Origin of the sequence: Gallaecimonas xiamenensis 3-C-1 (assembly GCF_000299915.1) — a bacterium.
GTDB lineage: Bacteria > Pseudomonadota > Gammaproteobacteria > Enterobacterales > Gallaecimonadaceae > Gallaecimonas > Gallaecimonas xiamenensis.
The window spans coordinates 26054-41536 of record NZ_AMRI01000012.1; the positions used below are offsets into that span (position 1 = coordinate 26054).

The following is a 15483-nucleotide window of genomic DNA, read 5'->3' on the forward strand; positions in this document are numbered from 1 at the left end:
GGCGACAACATGCAGAGCGATTTCGATTACATCGTGGTGGGGTCGGGTGCCGGTGGCGGCACTCTGGCCGCCCGCCTGGCCGAGAACGGCATGAAGGTGCTGGTGCTGGAGTCCGGGGGCGATCCGGTCAAGCTCAAGGGTGGCGACGCCCTGTCCAAGGACAACCGCCTGCCGGAGGACTACCAGGTACCGGTGTTCCACGCCATCTCCACCGAAAACGACGCCATGAAATGGGACTACTTCGTGCGCCATTACGGCGAGGACAGCCGCCAGCTCAAGGACCCCAAATTTACCGCCAGCTACCAGGGTGAAGCCGTTGACGGGGTGCTCTACCCCAGGGCCGGCTGCCTGGGGGGCTGCACCGCCCACAACGCCATGATCACCGTCTACCCCCACAACGACGACTGGGAGCAGATCGCCGATTTAACCGGTGACGAGTCCTGGCGGGCCGACAAGATGCGCGGGTACTTCGAGCGCCTGGAGAACTGCCACCACAGGCCCTTCTACCGGTTGCTGGGCAAGTTCGGCATCAATCCGGGCCGCCACGGCTGGGGCGGCTGGCTGCGTACCGAAAAAGCGGTACCCGAAGCGGTACTGGGGGACAAGTCCCTGGTGGACACCATCGTCAGCTCCGCCGAGGGAGCCTTCAACAAGCTGGGGGAGCCCTTCAAGCGGCTGCGTTGGCAGCTGCGGGGCGCCGGCGACCCCAACGACTGGCGCCTGGTAGAAGACAACGCCATAGGGGTCCGTTACCCCCCTTTGGCCACCAACCACCACCAACGTAACGGCACCCGTGAACGGCTGCTGGACATGGCCCAAAAGCACCCGGAACGGCTGCATATCGAGCTCAATGCCCTGGTCACCCAGGTGCTCTTTGACGAGGACAACAGGGCCATTGGGGTCGAATACCTCAAGGGCGAAAGGTTGTACCGGGCCTGCAGCCTGCCAAGGGGCAGCACCGGCGAGCGCCAGCAGATCTACGCCAGCAAGGAGGTGATCCTCGCCGGCGGCGCCTTCAACAGCCCGCAGCTGCTGATGTTGTCCGGCATTGGCCCCCGTGAAGAGCTGGAAAAACACGGCATTCCCCTGCGGGTCGAGCTGCCCGGAGTGGGCCAGAACCTACAGGACCGCTATGAGGTGGGGGTAGTCAACCGTATGGCCTTCAAGAACTGGGAGGTGCTCAAGGGTGCCCAGTACGCCAAGGGCGACCCCCAGTACCAACAGTGGGCCGAGCAGCGTAAGGGCGTCTACACCACCAACGGCGCCGTACTGGCGGTGATCAAGCGCTCCTTGAAAGACAAACCCTTGCCAGACCTGTTCTGCTTTGCCCTCTTGGCACTGTTTCGTGGCTACTTCCCCGGTTACTCCAAGCTCATCAAGGAGCACCTCAACTACCTGACCTGGGCCATCCTCAAGGCCCACACCAACAACAGGGCCGGTTTTGTCACCCTGCGATCGGCCGATCCCCTGGACACGCCCTACATTAATTTTTGCTACTTCGAAGAGGGCAGCGATATCGAGGGGGAAGATCTGCAGTCGGTGGTGGAAGGCATCAAGTTCGTACGCACCCTTACCGCTCCTCTCAAGGCCCAAGGCCTTATTGCCGAGGAAGAGCTGCCCGGGGAGGCGGTGCAGACCGACGAGCAGCTGCGGGACTTTGTCCGCAACCACGCCTGGGGCCACCATGCCTCCTGCACCTGCCCCATAGGGGCAGACGATGACCCCATGGCGGTACTGGACAGCGACTTCAGGGTCAGGGGCGTCAAGGGCCTGAGGGTGGTGGATGCCTCCATCTTCCCCAAGATCCCCGGCTTTTTCATCGTCACGTCTATCTACACCGCTGCCGAAAAGGCAGCCGAGGTGATCTTCAAGCAGCGCAACGATCTGGCCCCGGCCAGCCGTGCGGCCAACAAGGACCAGGACGCCCAGGACAAGGCCGCCGCCAAGGCGGCGCCCGACCTCGAACTGCAGCAACGCTGACCCAACCGCCGGCCCAGGGACAGGGGCCGGCACAGGACAACCTGTGTTAACGACATTGATGAAAAAGATGGGTCTCAATGGCAGCGTCGGGCCCGAGCAGGTGATGGCCGCCGAGCGGGACTACCTTGGCCCGGCCTACAGCGCCCACTTCGACAGCCAGTATCCCGACTACCTGGCCGGTGACTTCCAACAGTTTGTGCAGCAGCAGTACCCCGAATACGTCAAAAGCCAGTACAGCTTCCTCGACCCCGAGGCTTACCCTGAAAAGGACAGACCCTGGTACGGCCTGGCCCTGTCGGGGGGAGGTATTCGTTCAGCCTCTTTTGCCATAGGGGTGATCCAGGCCCTCAACAACAAGGGGTTCTTGGGAGACAAACCACCCTTGTTCGACAGGGTCGCCTACCAATCGTCGGTATCCGGGGGAGGCTACACCGGCGCCGCCCTCAACTGGCATCAGAAGCTGCATGACCTTTTCCCCTTCGGCGACATCGGCAGCTACGCCGGTAGCAACTACAGCGAAAAGCCCGGGGACCTGGTGCTCAGCCATATCCGCCAGCACGGTAAATACCTGACCCCGCGCCAACTGGGGCTGCCGTCGCTCCTTGGCACCATATTGCTGAGCCTGCTGCACTCGGTGGTGGCCTACACCCTCTTTTTTACCAGCCTGCTTTACCTGCTGACCTTGCTGATCTCCTCCGACTGGGTCAGCCAGTTGCTCAACCTCAGCCTCTTCAACGACACCAGCGTCAAAGCCCTGCTTCACGACTTTTCACTGCCCCTGACCCAGCTCAGGGCCGACGGTTACATCGACGAGGACAAGCTCAACTTTTCCAGCTTTTTCATCAGCCTGGCCCTGCTGATGGGCACACTGTACCTGCTGTTGGTGTTTTTCTACGGTTTTAGCAGCTACACCCGCCATTGGTTTTCCAGGGCCTATTGCTACCGGGTCTGGGTGCAGCGGCTACTGGGCCGGTTGCTGGTGTGGACGGCGGTGGCGCTGTTTTTTGCAGGCCTGCCCCTGGCCTTTTTTGCCATCTTCGGGGCCAGCCTGGAAAAGGGCGACAATGGCCTGATGGGGTCTTTAACCTCGGCCCTGGTGGCCATTGCCTCGGCGATCTCCAATTTTCGCAAAAAGGCCGAGAACAACGAAGCCAGTCGCAGCCTGTTCAACAAGGTGCTGACCTGGGCCAGCGTGTTGCTGTTTACCTTCTCCATCTTCCTGCTGTCCTACGCCTTGGCCGAGTCCTACCACGACGCCCACCGCCAGGGATATCTCTGGCCGCTGCTGATGCTGCTGGTCGCCTTGGCGGTGCTGCTGCTGGTCAACGTCAACCAGGTTTCCCCCCACAAGATGTACCGGGACCGGTTGATGGAGACCTTTATGAATTCCCCCGGTGTGCCGCCCCAGGCCCCCTTGTGCCAGCGCAGCAGTGAAGCTAACCGCACCAGCCTCAGAGATTTGGCCCTTTCCCCTTATTGGTCCCCCTATCACCTCATCAACTGCAACGTCATCCTCAACAACGCCGCCAATCCCAAGTACCGGGGCCGCTTTGGTGACAGCTTTACCATGTCGGCGCTCTACTGCGGTTCCCAGGCCACCCAATACGTGGATACCGAACACTTCGTCGGCGGCAACATGACCCTGGCTACCGCCATGTCCATCTCGGGGGCGGCGGAAAACCCCCATGCCGGGGTATCGGGCCGAGGCGCCACCCTTAACCCCCTGGTGGCCTTCCTGATGAGCTTTTTGGGCCTGCGCCTGGGCTATTGGGCCTACAGCCCGGCCAGCCCAATCCGCCGTCTGGGTCGGGTATTCAGGCCCAATTACCTGCTGCCCGGCCTCTATGGCCTGCTCAACTTCGGCCACGCCGAAGACAGTACCTTCGTGGAGTTGTCGGACGGCGGCCACTTCGACAACACCGGCCTTTACGAGCTGGTACGCCGCCGCCTGCCGGTGATCATACTGTCCGACGGCGGTGCCGATCCCAATGCCACCTTTGATGACTTCGGCAACGCAGTGGAGCGGATCCGGGTGGACTTCGGGGTGTCGGTACGCTTCTGCCACCCCGGCTACGAACTGGCCGGGATGCTGCCCGGCAGCCAGGCCGCCGTCAGCCTGGGGGCGCCGCAAGTCTACGACGCCAAGTACCAGCTGGCCGAGCGTGGCTTTGCCATTGCCGATCTGGTGTATCCGGACGCCAGGGGCCAAAAGGGCTTTGTGGGGCGGCTGGTCTATATCAAGGCCACCTTGACCCGCAACCTGCCCGGGGACCTTTATGCCTACAGGGCCAGCTACCCCAGCTATCCCAACCAGCCGACCCTGGACCAGTTCTTCGATGAGCGCCAGTTCGAGGCCTACCGGGAACTGGGTTACCAGCTCACCAAACAGCTGCTGGTGGACGACAAGGCCTTGGCCCTTCTACCCTGACAGGAGGTCAGATCATGATAAGAACACTATTGCTGCTGGCCCTGCTGGCACTGGGCCAAGCCCGGGCGTCGGACCATGCCGACCCCTTGTTCAACAAAAAGCCCGATGCCGGCCTGACCGGCCTGTTCCTGTTCCCGGATGGAGACAGGCTGGTGGTGGTACTGACCACCTACCCTGGGCTGACCAGCAAGTCGCCCCTGAACCTGGCCAAATACCGCTACCAGCTGCACTTTGACACCCACAGCCAGGTCAACTTCGACGATCAGGCCCAGTTGGTCCGCTACGGCGGTTCTGTGGCCCTTCCCCAGGACATCAAGGCCGACATGACCATCACCTTGGCCCTCAACAGCGATTTAAGCGTCAAGGAGGCCAACTACCAGGGCTTTAATGACGAACAGGACATCAAGCTGTGGACAGGGCTGAGGGACGATCCCTTCATCTTCCCGAAATTCTTCGGCACCAATGTGGTGGCCATGGTGCTGAGCCTGCCCCTGGCGGCCTTTCCTGCCGGCCAGCAGGACTGGCTGGTCTGGGCCACCTCCTACCGCAACAGCAAACAGATAGACCACGTGGGCCGGTCCCTGCGCACCATGAACCCCAGGCTCAACCTCCTCAACACCCTGCCGCCGTCCCAGCACCTGGCGGCCCTGGAGCAGCGCTTCTACAACCCCAACGTCTTCCAGAACTTTCTGATGAAAGAGGTGCAGCCGCTCTTCGCCATCCGCCATTACGACCTGTTTCCGGACGTGATGATCTACTCCAGGCGGCGCCCCGCCGGCTATCCCAACGGCCGGCGTCTTAGCGACGACGTAGCCGCCATCAGCTGCCAATGGGGCGATTGCCTGCTCTGGGAGCTGTCCTTTGCCGACGGCAAGGACTGGCCCAGGCAGACAGTCAACGACAAGGCCTTCCTGCCCCAGTTTCCCTACCTGGCTGAACCCTGGCCCTGATTCAGGCTACCTGGATCTGCTTGAAGGCCAGCAGGGAGCCGTCCTCGTTTTGCTGCCAGTCAAAGAGGTAATCCTGATACTGGCCGCCGTAGACGTTGTCGCGAGCCAGGGAGGTGTCCTGCAGGCCACGCCCGCTGTATTCGGGGTGATTGGCACAGACGTCACTGGTCAGGCTTTCGGGGAAGCAGAACTGGGAGGTCAGGCTCTCACTACTGTTGCTGCGTACCTTGAAGTGGATATGGATGGTGCGCCCCGAGTACCAACCGGGAAAGCAACTCTTGAAGTTGACCCGGCCCTGGCTGTCGGTCACCTGGCTACCCCTGAACCAGCGCGATTGCAATGCGCTGCTGTCATTGCCACTGCAAAAACCGCTGTTGAAGTCGCGGCCTTCATCAGCTGCGTCACTGCTGTCGGCCGAGTAAAGGCCAGCCACGTCACAGTGCCAGACCTCCACCTCCAGGCCGGAAACCGGATTGCAGGTGCTATCGACCACCCTAAGGCAAAGCTGCATGGGCAGGCCGCCCTGGCCTTCTGAAATATCGTCCAGCACATCGGCCGTAAAGTAGCAGGGGCCCTGAGTCAGGGCGCCGGTCAAGGCCAGGGTGCAGCTGCTGGCAAGGTCGAACAGGCTGTCGTCGGGAAAATTGGCGGTCATGCTGGCGGTGCCGCCGCTGGCCCAAATGGTGTCGACAGAGCCCTGGTCACCGCCGGTGCTATCGCCGCTGCCGTTATCGACTGCCGGGGTGTTGTCGTCGTCAGACGAGCAGCTGATCAGCCCCAGAAAAGGGGCGGCCAGCAGTGCCGTACCCAGGGCGCCCAGCACTTGGCGGCGGCCCAGCTTTTTTTGGTGAATGTCGGTTGCCATGAGGTGTCCTCTTCCCTTCCTTTGCAGGGGCCGGTTTCGGCCTTCTTATGCAGAGTAGAGAAGGACGGCAAGCAAGACTGGGCAAAGAATAAGGAAGCGCAGCTCAGGCCAGGTCCATGCGCGCCAAGGCCCGCAGCCGGCCGCTGTCGCGCACCGCCCAGCGCAGCACCCCGGCGGTGCAGGCCACGCCACGGCGCACCCAGCGCCGCTTGCCTTCCCCAAGGGAAGATTGCAGTAGCTCGGCGGCAAAGGGCGGCAGCAGATCGATGCCGGCAGCCATAAAGAGCCCCAGCACAGGCCGCAGGTGTTTTAGGTCCTCAGGCCCTGCCAGCAACAGGTCCCGAACGGTGCGGGTACGCTGGTCGAAGCGCAAGGTCGGGGCCATGGCCGCCAGGTAGTCGGCAACCTCGGCCCGGGACTGGGGGATGTCCTCGGCCCCCAGCAGCCTGGCGGTCAAAGCCGCTTCTTGGTAATAACGGTCTTGGTCGGCGCCGGACAAGGGCCCCTGGTAACGCAGGTGGGCGGCCAGGAAAGAGGACACTTCGCTGACATGGACCCAGGTCAGCAGCTCGGGGTCATTGGCGCTGTAGGGACGGCCGTCTGGGCAATGGCCCTGGATATGGCCATGCACCATTTTGACCCTGTCTATTAGCCCCAGGGCCTGGGCTTTGGGGGCAAAGGAGGTGGCGGCGATAAAGCGGGCGGTCAGCCGCAGCCGGCCCAGCATGTCCTGGCGGAAATTGGAGTGGTCCCAAACCCCAGCCAGGGTGCGAGGTTCGAGCATCTGCAACAGCAAGGCGGCGATACCGCCACAGAGCATGGCGCTAAAATCACCGTGGACTGCCCAAACCATGGAATCGGGCCCGTAGAGCCCAGGATCGCCCTTGGGCTGGTGGTAATCCACGCCCCCTATGGCAAGGCCGGTCAGGCCCAGTACCTGGCTTTCAATCAAACGGCGCATCGGCTCTTCATTACGGCAGCATTTGCGATGGCAAAGCCTACCGCAAGATCCCTCGCCTTGTTAATGAAAACAACAGATTAGTTGGTGGAGGCTGGGACTTCTCCTAGGATGATAAAAAGCGGCAAGGAGGAGTTGATGCGATACTGGCTACTTTGCCTGGTGCTGGCCGGCTGCAGCCGGCTGCCAGTCGAGCCCCTGCCCAGCCAAAGCTTTAACGGCCGGGTGCAGTTTCTGGTGCTGCATTTTACCGCCGAGCATTTCCAGGGCTCGGTGGATGCCTTGGTACACAGCGGCCTGGTCAGCAGCCACTACCTTATCCCACAGCCCGATGACCCCACCTACCCCTATGGCAAGCTGAAGATCTTCCAACTGGTGGCGGAAAAGGACAGGGCCTGGCACGCCGGGGCCAGCCAGTGGCAGGGGCGCAGCAACCTCAATGACCAATCCATCGGCATCGAGATCGTCAACCAGCCCAGCTGCGAGCCACCGCCCTACCCCTCGGGCCGTCGCCAGTGCCAATACCCAGACTTTGCCCCCGCGCAGATGGCCCTGGTGCAGGCCCTGGCCAAAGACATCCTGGCCCGCTACCCCGACATAGGGCCGACCCAGGTGGTGGGCCATGCCGATATCGCCCCCAGCCGCAAGGACGACCCCGGCCCCCGTTTCCCCTGGTTTGAGCTTTACCAAGCCGGGGTCGGCGCCTGGTATGACGATGCCGACGTCAGCCGTTTCAGCCAGCAATTTAGCGCCGAGCCCCCCAGCCTGACCCTGGTGCAACAGGCCCTGGCTGCCTATGGCTACGGCCTGGCAGCGAGCGGCGAGCCAGACCGCCGCACCCAGGACTGCCTGCTGGCCTTCCAGATGCATTTTCTGCCCTGGCACCTCAGTGGCCAGGCCGATCTGCAGACAGCGGCGGCGCTCTTTGCGCTGCTGGACAAGTACTTCCCCGACAAGGCAGCCACCCTGCTGGCCGGAGGCTGATATTTCAGTCAACGCTCAATTGGACATTGCTTAACCATAGGTAAAGATGATAAAAATGGCCTAGGTCCCCGACTGCCATGGAGAAGGCATGAAAGACGTAGTAATAGGCCTCCTGGCCGGTATGGTCGTGGCCATACTGGGCTCCTATCCCCTGGGTTATACCGCCGCATTCACGGCACCCACCACTTTCCTGCAAGGCTTTGAAGATAGCCGCGTCGCCCTTCTGCTCTGGGACTGCCTGATGGTACAGATGCCCGCCTTCGGCATACTGCTGGTGGCCACCGGCCTATTGCTGGGCTATTGGCGCCGCAGCCGCTGGTGGCAGCTGGGCCTGTTGTTGGCGGCCGGAGAGCTGCTTTATATCTACCTGGTGTCACCCTGGTGGGCAGGCCTGCCCCTGGGAATGGGCGAAGCCCCCTGGTGGCATCAGGCCCACCTGGTGGTGGTGATGCTGCTGGCACCTCTGGGGCCCCTGTTGGCCCTGCTCTACCAAAGACCGCCAAGGTTGCAACCCGAGTAAGGGCTTGACAGCTTGTCCGTTCAGATCAATTATTTGATCACTCAAGCATAAATCAAGCACTACACAAGCAATGACATCCCTCAACCAGAACCTGGTGATGACCCTGGGCCGCCTCCATGGCCAGCTCATCAAGAAAACCGAGCAGCGCCTCAGCCTGCACGGCCTGAGTTTTACCGAGCTCAAGGTCCTCAAGCATCTGGCGGCGGCCCCGGGCCAAAGCCTGCGCCGCATCGACTTGGCCGAGCAGCTGAGCCTCAGCGCCTCCGGTGTTACCCGGCTGCTGCTGCCCATGGAAAAACGCCATCTGGTAGAACGGGAAGCCAACCCCCGGGACGCCAGGGTCAGCCTGGTGCGGCTGGCCACGCCGGGGGCCCAGTGCCTGGCTGACGCCAAGGTGACCTTTGCCCTGGTTGCCGACGAACTGCTCTCCCCCCTTACCGAAGACCAGGTCAAGCAAATGCAGGCCTTGGCCGAGTTACTGTTGGACAAGGCCTGATTGGCCCTCAAGTCGTAGGTTATCCATGCACGATTTAACCCAAGGCTCCGTCAGTCGCCACATAGTGCGGATGGCGCTGCCCATCACCCTCAGCATGCTGGTACAGACCCTGTATCTGATGGTGGATTTGTACTTCGTCTCGGCCCTTGGCAGTACCGCCCTGGCTGGCGTTAACGCCGCGTCCAACTTGATGCTGCTGGTGGTGGCCCTGTCGCAGATGCTCAGCGTCGGCGCCGTCGCGCTGATCGCCCGCGCCGTCGGCGCCCGGGACCAGCCCCAGGCCAACCTCATCTTCAACCAGTCGGCGCTCATTGCCCTGCTGCTGACCCTGCTGACCCTGGCCAGCGGTTACTGGGTTGCCGAGCATTACATGGCGTCCCTGGCGGCCGACGCCGCCAGCCAGGCCCAGGGCCTTGTCTACCTGCACTGGTACCTGCCCGGCCTGGCGCTGATGTTTATCAGCACCGCCATGGGCGCCGCCCTGCGGGCAACCGGCATCGTCAAGCCCACCATGGTGGTGCAGATGCTGACGGTGCTGGTGAACATCATCCTCACCCCGGTGATGACCGCCGGCTGGCTGACCGGCCACCCCATGGGGGTCAAAGGGGCGGCCCTGTCCAGCAGCCTGGCTGTGCTGAGCGGGGTGCTGATGCTGGGCTGGTATTTCCTGCGCCTGGAACACACGGTGAAGCTCGACAAGGCCATGCTCAAGCCCCATTGGGCCAGCTGGCGCCGCCTGTTGGCCATCGGCATGCCGTCGGGCTGCGAGTTCCTGGTGATGTTCACCAGCACCGCCTTGGTCTATTGGCTTATCAAGGATTTCGGCGCCCAAGCCCAGGCCGCTTACGGGGTAGGTAGCCGGCTGATGCAGCTGTTCTTTATGCCGGCCATGGCGGTGTCTTTCGCCCTGCCCGCCATAGTAGGCCAGAACCTGGGGGCCGGCCTTGGGGACAGGGTGCGCAAGGCCCTGCAAAGCACCTTGCTGATCGAAGGGGTGTTGATGCTGGTGGCCATGCTGCTTTGTCGCTGGCACCCGGACCTGCTGGCCCGCCACTTTACCGAAGACCCGGCTGTGCTGGCCTTTGCGGTGCAGTTTTTGAGTATTTTGTCCATGGTGTTTGTGGCCAGCGGCATTACCTTCACCTGCTCCAGCTTCTTCCAGGGCATGGGTAATACCTTACCGGCCCTGGCCAGCTCCCTGCTGCGGTTGCTGGTGTTCGCCGGCGGCGCCCTACTGTTGGCGGCCAGGCCCGGCTTCAGCCTGGACCACCTCTGGTACTGGTCCATCGCCACAGTGGCCATGCAGGCGGTGCTGAGCCTGGCCCTTGCCTACCGCCAGCTGCGGCGCCAGTGGCCGGCAGCGGCCCCGGCCACCGCCTGATACAGGCACAAAAAAAGCAGGCCTAGGCCTGCTTTTTTCTGGGGGGCGCATAGTGCGCCAACGCCTTACACCGAGAAGCTGGAGCCGCAGCCACAGGTGGTGGTGGCGTTGGGGTTGTTAACCAGGAACCGGGAGCCTTGCAGGCCTTCGGTGTAGTCGACAGTGCCGCCCACCAGGTATTGGAGGCTCATGGGGTCCACCACCAGGGTCACCCCTTCTTTTTCAATCAGGGTGTCCCCTTCGTTGGCTTTCTCGTCGAAGGTGAAGCCGTACTGGAAACCGGAGCAGCCACCGCCGGTCACATAGACCCGCAGCTTCAGCTCGGGGTTCTGCTCTTCCTCGATCAGCCCCTTTACCTTGAGGGCCGCAGCCTCGGTAAAATTGACGGGCATAGGTGCATCGCTCATGAATGACTCCAAAATCCAACTTCCCGGCCATTATCCCCCTGGGGAGGCGGCCTGTGCAAGTTCCGCCCAGGGGTAGTGGCGCAGGCTGTGTCCCAGGCCCTTGGCCTTGAGGTGCAGATCCAGGGTCTGGGGCTTGAAACCGTCCGGCAGCCAAAAGCGCCCCGACAGCAATTGCAGGTTACGCACTTCAAAGGGTTGCCAGTCGATACCGGCCTTGCCCTTGTCGCCATTGGCCGCTTCCACCAGGTCCAGGCTAAAGGGCAGGCCATTCAAGGTACCGGACAATTGCAGCCCAAGGCGGCCCTTGATGGCCCGGCCGCCCACCCCCATCAGCGCCAACTCATAGCGCCAGGCCCCTTCGCCTTCGGCGACCATGGCCAGCTGCTGCACCCGCACCAGGTTGTCCTGGGGGCTCAGGGCCTGGCCGAGGCGGTCAAGGTCGGCCGCCTGGCGCTGGTTGTCCGCCACCAGGGTGGCCAGTTGCCCACGCAGGGCCTCGTTGGTGGCGGCCAAGGCTTCGCTGCGGGCCTGGGCCACCGTGCTGTCGGTCTGGGTCTGCACCAGCTTGGCGGCCATCTCGGCGTTGCTCAGCTTACTGAGCCTGCCAACCGCAAAGCCCAGTACCAGGCATAAAGCCGCCGCTATCCAGGGTTCACGCCTTTTCACTGTCCACCTTGGCCGCCAGGGTGCGAGCCAGCAACTGGCCGTAAAGGGGCTTGCCACCCAGGGCCTGGGCCACCATGGTCGCCCCCAGGCAGGTGATCAGCAGCGGTAAGATCAGCAGGTAGTTGTTGGTCATTTCGATGACCAGGATGATACCGGTCAGGGGCGCCCGCACCGTCGCCGCAAAGAGGGCCCCCATGCCGGCGATGGCGAAGGTGCCGGGCTGAATATCGAGCCCCGGCAACAGGGCCTGGCACAGCACCCCAAAGCCCATGCCAAAGAGGGTGCCAAGGGCCAGCATGGGGGCAAAGATACCGCCGGGAGCGCCGGAGCCGAAGCACAGCAGGGTGGTTACCACCCGGCCGATAAAGAGCATCAGCAAGGCGCCGACGGTGAAGCTGCCGACGGTGACGGCGGGGATCAATTCGATGCCGCCGCCGGTAAGATCGGGGCCATAGACGGTCAGCCAGCCAAGGGCGGCCCCCAGTACGGCGCCGATCAGCAGCCGCCGGCCCAGGCGGCCTTGGTGGAAACGGCCATACCAGTCCTGGGTCAGCAAAATGGCCTTGTTAAAGAGGATGCCAAAGGCGCCGAACAGGCCGCCCAGCAACAAGAACAGCGCCAGGGTGCCCAGCTCGGGAGGGCTGTAGCTGGGCATTTCGATGGAGGCGTTCTGGCCAAGGAAGGTGCGATAGACCACGTTGGCCACCACTGTGCCGATAAAGACGCACTTGATGGAAATCAGCCCGTAGCGAAACTGCGGGCGCATCTCTTCGATAACGAACAATACCCCGGCCAGGGGGGCGTTAAAGGCCGCCGACAGGCCACCGGCGGCGCCCGCCGCCAGCAGGGCATGGGCGTTGTCCTTACTGACCTTGAACAGATCGGCCACCATTTTGCCGGCGGCGCCACCCAGCTGCACCGTGGGCCCTTCCCGGCCCAATACCAGGCCGCCTCCCTGGGCTAAAAAGCCCCCGAACACCTTGACCGGCAGCACCCGCCACCAGCGCACCGGGCGCAGGTTGTCCAAGGCCCCTTCGATTTCGGGAATGCCGGAGCCAGCCGCCTCAGGGGCAAAGCGGAAGGTCAACCACAGGGCCAGCACCGTCATCACCGCCGTCATTGCCATGGCCAGCAGCCAGCGCGGCAGGCCCCATTGGGCCCAGAGGCTCAGCCCCTCGACACGCCAGGCCAGCACCTGGTGTAGCCCCAATTGAAAACCGGTGGCAAACAGCCCGGCAACCACTCCCACCAGAGCCGCCAGCAGCAACAGCCAAAGCGGAGCCTTGTCGGCTACGAGAAAAAGCCGGACCAGACTGCTTGACTGGGCTTTGAATGCCATGGCGTTAGGAGACAGTGGGTTGCGAAGGCTTGGCAGTATATCAAATGTGTTGAAAAAGTTGGCTTTTGTACGAGGGCCTTAACCACTATAATGTGCGTCCAGCCAGGCCAGTCCACTCTACGGCTGGACGGCGCCCTTCTCCCCACCCTATGAGGACGCCCATGATTTTCACCGGAGCCAATATCCTTTCCGTCAAACAACTGGACCGCGACGCCATTGGCGAGATCTTTGCGGTGGCGGATCGGATGGAACCCTATGCCCATCGCCGTAAGCGCACCAAGGTGCTGGAAGGGGCCATCCTCGGTAACCTGTTTTTCGAACCCAGCACCCGCACCCGGGTCAGCTTTGGCTGTGCCTTCAACCTGCTGGGGGGCATGGTGCGTGAAACCGTAGGCCTGGCCAGCTCGTCTCTTTCCAAGGGGGAAAGCCTGTTCGACACGGCCCGGGTGCTGTCCAGTTACTCGGACGTGATTGCCATGCGCCACCCCGACGCCGGGTCGGTGGCCGAGTTTGCCAAGGGCTCAAGGGTGCCGGTCATCAACGGCGGCGACGGCGCCAACGAACACCCCACCCAGGCGCTGCTGGACCTCTACACCATTGAAAAAGAACTCCAGGGCCGGGGCCAGGGCATAGACGGCATGCACATCGCCATGGTCGGCGACCTTAAGCACGGCCGCACCGTCCATTCCCTGGCCAAACTGCTGCGCCTGTACAAGAACATCCGTTTCACCCTGGTGTCCCCCCCTGAGCTGGCCATGCCAGACGAAGTGATCGCCATCCTCGACGACGCCGGCCACCAGGTGGTGGTAACAGACCGCCTGGAAGGCAGCCTCAGCCAGGCCGACATCTGCTACCTGACCCGTATCCAGGAAGAGCGCTTCCCTTCCTTGGAAGATGCCCGCCAGTACCGTGGCCGCTTTCGCCTCAACCAGTCCATCTACACCCAGCATTGCAAGTCCAACACCGTGATCATGCATCCCCTGCCCCGGGACTCACGGGCCGAGGCCAACGAATTGGACAATGACCTAAACGAGAACCCCAGCCTGGCCATCTTCCGCCAGGCCGACAACGGCGTGCTGATCCGCATGGCCCTGTTCGCCCTGACCCTGGGGGTGGACCATCTGCTGGAAAAATACGACGCCCCCGTGCTTTGGCACTCCACCAAGGCCCAGGGCCTTTAAAAGGAAAGTTTCATGTCCCGTTCCGACGATCTGTTCAGCCAAGCCCGCCGCCGCATCCCCGGCGGCGTCAACTCCCCGGTGCGCGCCTTTAACGGTGTAGGGGGCACCCCGCTCTTTATCGAACACGCCGACGGCGCCTACGTCTTTGATGAAGACGGCAAGCGCTACATCGACTACGTCGGCTCCTGGGGCCCGATGATCCTGGGCCACAACCACAGCGCCATCCGCGACGCCGTGATCAAGGCCGCCCAGAAGGGGCTGTCTTTCGGCGCCCCCACCGCCCTGGAAGTGGCCATGGCCGAAAAGGTCTGCACCCTGGTGCCCAGCATGGACATGGTGCGCATGGTCAACTCCGGTACCGAAGCCACCATGAGCGCCATCCGCCTGGCCCGGGGCTACACCAACCGCAACAAGATTGTGAAGTTCGAGGGCAACTACCACGGCCATGCCGACACCTTGCTGGTCAAAGCCGGCTCCGGCATGCTGACCATGGGGGTGCCCACCTCCCCCGGGGTGCCTGCCGAGTTCGCCCAGCACACCCTGACCGCCACCTATAACGATCTCGACTCGGTGGAGGCCATTTTCCAGGAAGTGGGTGACGACATCGCCGCCATCATAGTGGAGCCGGTAGCGGGCAACATGAACTGCATCCCGCCCATCGAAGGCTTCCTGGAAGGGCTGCGGGCCATCTGCGACCGCTTCGGCGCCGTACTGATCTTCGACGAAGTGATGACAGGTTTTCGGGTTGCACTGGGCGGCGCCCAGGCCTTCTACGGCGTCAAGCCGGATCTGACCACCCTGGGTAAGGTCATCGGCGGCGGCATGCCGGTAGGGGCCTTCGGTGGCAAACGGGAGATCATGGAATTCTTGGCCCCCATAGGCCCTGTCTACCAGGCCGGCACCCTGTCCGGTAACCCGGTAGCTATGTCGGCCGGCCTGGCCGCCCTGGATACCCTGGACCAGCCCGGCAACGAAGCCCACCTGGCCAAGCTTACCGAACAGCTGGCCCTTGGCCTTAAGGCCGCAGCCGAAAAGGCCGGCGTGCCCTTGGCCATCAACTATGCCGGCGGCATGTTCGGTTTCTTCTTCACCGAAGAGCCCTCCGTTAGCAACTTTGCCCAGGCCTGCGCCTGTGACGTGGACAAGTTCAAGCGCTTCTTCCACCTGATGCTGGCCGAAGGGGTTTACCTGGCCCCCAGCGCCTTCGAAGCTGGTTTCCTGTCCCTGGCCCATACCGAGGCCGATATCCAGGCCACCCTGGCCGCCGCCGAACGTGCCTTCGCCGCACTTTAAGCAATGCTAAAGGGGCTGTTGCAACAGCCCCTTTA

General features: G+C 62.7%; 14 protein-coding genes. 9 read left to right on the forward strand and 5 right to left on the reverse strand.

Annotated features, from left to right (window positions below; translation table 11 throughout):
* Positions 1-9 precede the first annotated feature (9 nt).
* Genes B3C1_RS09685 through B3C1_RS09695 form a run of 3 tightly spaced genes read left to right on the forward strand, consistent with a single transcriptional unit; the run spans position 10 to position 5358 of the window.
* Positions 10-1980: a GMC family oxidoreductase gene (locus B3C1_RS09685; protein WP_008484522.1), complete on the forward strand. Its 1971-nt coding sequence runs from the start codon at positions 10-12 to the stop codon at positions 1978-1980.
* A gap of 58 nt (positions 1981-2038) precedes the next feature.
* Positions 2039-4408, forward strand: a complete 2370-nt coding sequence (locus B3C1_RS09690) for a hypothetical protein (protein ID WP_008484523.1) — start codon at positions 2039-2041, stop codon at positions 4406-4408.
* A gap of 14 nt (positions 4409-4422) precedes the next feature.
* Positions 4423-5358, forward strand: a complete 936-nt coding sequence (locus B3C1_RS09695; RefSeq protein WP_035481740.1) for a DUF4331 family protein — start codon at positions 4423-4425, stop codon at positions 5356-5358.
* Between the two features lies 1 nt (position 5359).
* On the opposite strand, the gene B3C1_RS09700 is transcribed toward B3C1_RS09695, so the two are convergent.
* Positions 5360-6223 carry a dioxygenase family protein gene (locus B3C1_RS09700; RefSeq protein ID WP_008484526.1) on the reverse strand — a complete coding sequence of 288 codons (864 nt, stop codon included), beginning with the start codon at positions 6221-6223 and terminating at the stop codon, positions 5360-5362.
* 103 nt (positions 6224-6326) lie between these two features.
* Positions 6327-7184, reverse strand: coding sequence for an oxygenase MpaB family protein (locus tag B3C1_RS09705; RefSeq protein WP_008484527.1), 858 nt, complete (start codon positions 7182-7184; stop codon positions 6327-6329).
* Between the two features lie 135 nt (positions 7185-7319).
* Between B3C1_RS09705 and B3C1_RS09710 the strand changes: the two genes are divergently transcribed.
* The 4 genes from B3C1_RS09710 to B3C1_RS09725 all read left to right on the forward strand — a co-directional run bounded on the left by B3C1_RS09710 (position 7320) and on the right by B3C1_RS09725 (position 10562).
* A complete protein-coding gene (locus tag B3C1_RS09710) occupies positions 7320-8165 on the forward strand; it encodes an N-acetylmuramoyl-L-alanine amidase (RefSeq protein ID WP_008484528.1) in 846 nt (281 codons plus the stop codon).
* A gap of 88 nt (positions 8166-8253) precedes the next feature.
* Positions 8254-8685, forward strand: coding sequence for a hypothetical protein (locus tag B3C1_RS09715; protein WP_008484529.1), 432 nt, complete (start codon positions 8254-8256; stop codon positions 8683-8685).
* 70 nt (positions 8686-8755) lie between these two features.
* Positions 8756-9181, forward strand: a complete 426-nt coding sequence (locus tag B3C1_RS09720; protein WP_008484531.1) for a MarR family winged helix-turn-helix transcriptional regulator — start codon at positions 8756-8758, stop codon at positions 9179-9181.
* 25 nt (positions 9182-9206) lie between these two features.
* Entirely contained in the window at positions 9207-10562 is a 1356-nt protein-coding gene (locus B3C1_RS09725; RefSeq protein ID WP_035481699.1) for an MATE family efflux transporter, read from the forward strand.
* A 65-nt stretch (positions 10563-10627) separates the two neighbouring features.
* Here B3C1_RS09725 and erpA read toward each other — a convergent pair whose 3' ends face one another.
* From erpA to clcA, 3 genes are read right to left on the reverse strand one after another with little or no spacing between them, the layout of a single operon-like run.
* Positions 10628-10969: an iron-sulfur cluster insertion protein ErpA gene (erpA, locus tag B3C1_RS09730; RefSeq protein WP_008484533.1), complete on the reverse strand. Its 342-nt coding sequence runs from the start codon at positions 10967-10969 to the stop codon at positions 10628-10630.
* 30 nt (positions 10970-10999) lie between these two features.
* On the reverse strand, positions 11000-11635 hold the full coding sequence (locus tag B3C1_RS09735; RefSeq protein ID WP_008484534.1) for a DUF6776 family protein: 636 nt from the start codon (positions 11633-11635) through the stop codon (positions 11000-11002).
* Positions 11622-12974 (reverse strand): H(+)/Cl(-) exchange transporter ClcA, encoded by a 1353-nt coding sequence (clcA, locus tag B3C1_RS09740; RefSeq protein WP_008484535.1) that lies wholly within the window; start codon positions 12972-12974, stop codon positions 11622-11624. Before clcA ends, B3C1_RS09735 begins: the two co-directional genes overlap by 14 nt.
* A 161-nt stretch (positions 12975-13135) precedes the next feature.
* Here clcA and B3C1_RS09745 point away from each other — a divergent pair, with 161 nt between their 5' ends.
* Positions 13136-14155: an aspartate carbamoyltransferase gene (locus B3C1_RS09745; protein WP_008484536.1), complete on the forward strand. Its 1020-nt coding sequence runs from the start codon at positions 13136-13138 to the stop codon at positions 14153-14155.
* Positions 14156-14167: 12 nt separating this feature from the next.
* Entirely contained in the window at positions 14168-15448 is a 1281-nt protein-coding gene (gene hemL, locus B3C1_RS09750; protein ID WP_008484537.1) for a glutamate-1-semialdehyde 2,1-aminomutase, read from the forward strand.
* Positions 15449-15483: the final 35 nt, after the last annotated feature.

What these genes read in the sequence shown, in the direction of transcription:
- B3C1_RS09685 (WP_008484522.1), top strand. Translation starts at nt 10, where the DNA reads ATGCAGAGCGATTTCGATTACATCGTGGTGGGGTCGGGTGCCGGTGGC.
- B3C1_RS09690 (WP_008484523.1), top strand. Translation starts at nt 2,039, where the DNA reads ATGAAAAAGATGGGTCTCAATGGCAGCGTCGGGCCCGAGCAGGTGATG.
- B3C1_RS09695 (WP_035481740.1), top strand. Translation starts at nt 4,423, where the DNA reads ATGATAAGAACACTATTGCTGCTGGCCCTGCTGGCACTGGGCCAAGCC.
- B3C1_RS09700 (WP_008484526.1), bottom strand. Translation starts at nt 6,223, where the DNA reads ATGGCAACCGACATTCACCAAAAAAAGCTGGGCCGCCGCCAAGTGCTG.
- B3C1_RS09705 (WP_008484527.1), bottom strand. Translation starts at nt 7,184, where the DNA reads ATGCGCCGTTTGATTGAAAGCCAGGTACTGGGCCTGACCGGCCTTGCC.
- B3C1_RS09710 (WP_008484528.1), top strand. Translation starts at nt 7,320, where the DNA reads ATGCGATACTGGCTACTTTGCCTGGTGCTGGCCGGCTGCAGCCGGCTG.
- B3C1_RS09715 (WP_008484529.1), top strand. Translation starts at nt 8,254, where the DNA reads ATGAAAGACGTAGTAATAGGCCTCCTGGCCGGTATGGTCGTGGCCATA.
- B3C1_RS09720 (WP_008484531.1), top strand. Translation starts at nt 8,756, where the DNA reads ATGACATCCCTCAACCAGAACCTGGTGATGACCCTGGGCCGCCTCCAT.
- B3C1_RS09725 (WP_035481699.1), top strand. Translation starts at nt 9,207, where the DNA reads ATGCACGATTTAACCCAAGGCTCCGTCAGTCGCCACATAGTGCGGATG.
- erpA (WP_008484533.1), bottom strand. Translation starts at nt 10,969, where the DNA reads ATGAGCGATGCACCTATGCCCGTCAATTTTACCGAGGCTGCGGCCCTC.
- clcA (WP_008484535.1), bottom strand. Translation starts at nt 12,974, where the DNA reads ATGGCATTCAAAGCCCAGTCAAGCAGTCTGGTCCGGCTTTTTCTCGTA.
- B3C1_RS09745 (WP_008484536.1), top strand. Translation starts at nt 13,136, where the DNA reads ATGATTTTCACCGGAGCCAATATCCTTTCCGTCAAACAACTGGACCGC.
- hemL (WP_008484537.1), top strand. Translation starts at nt 14,168, where the DNA reads ATGTCCCGTTCCGACGATCTGTTCAGCCAAGCCCGCCGCCGCATCCCC.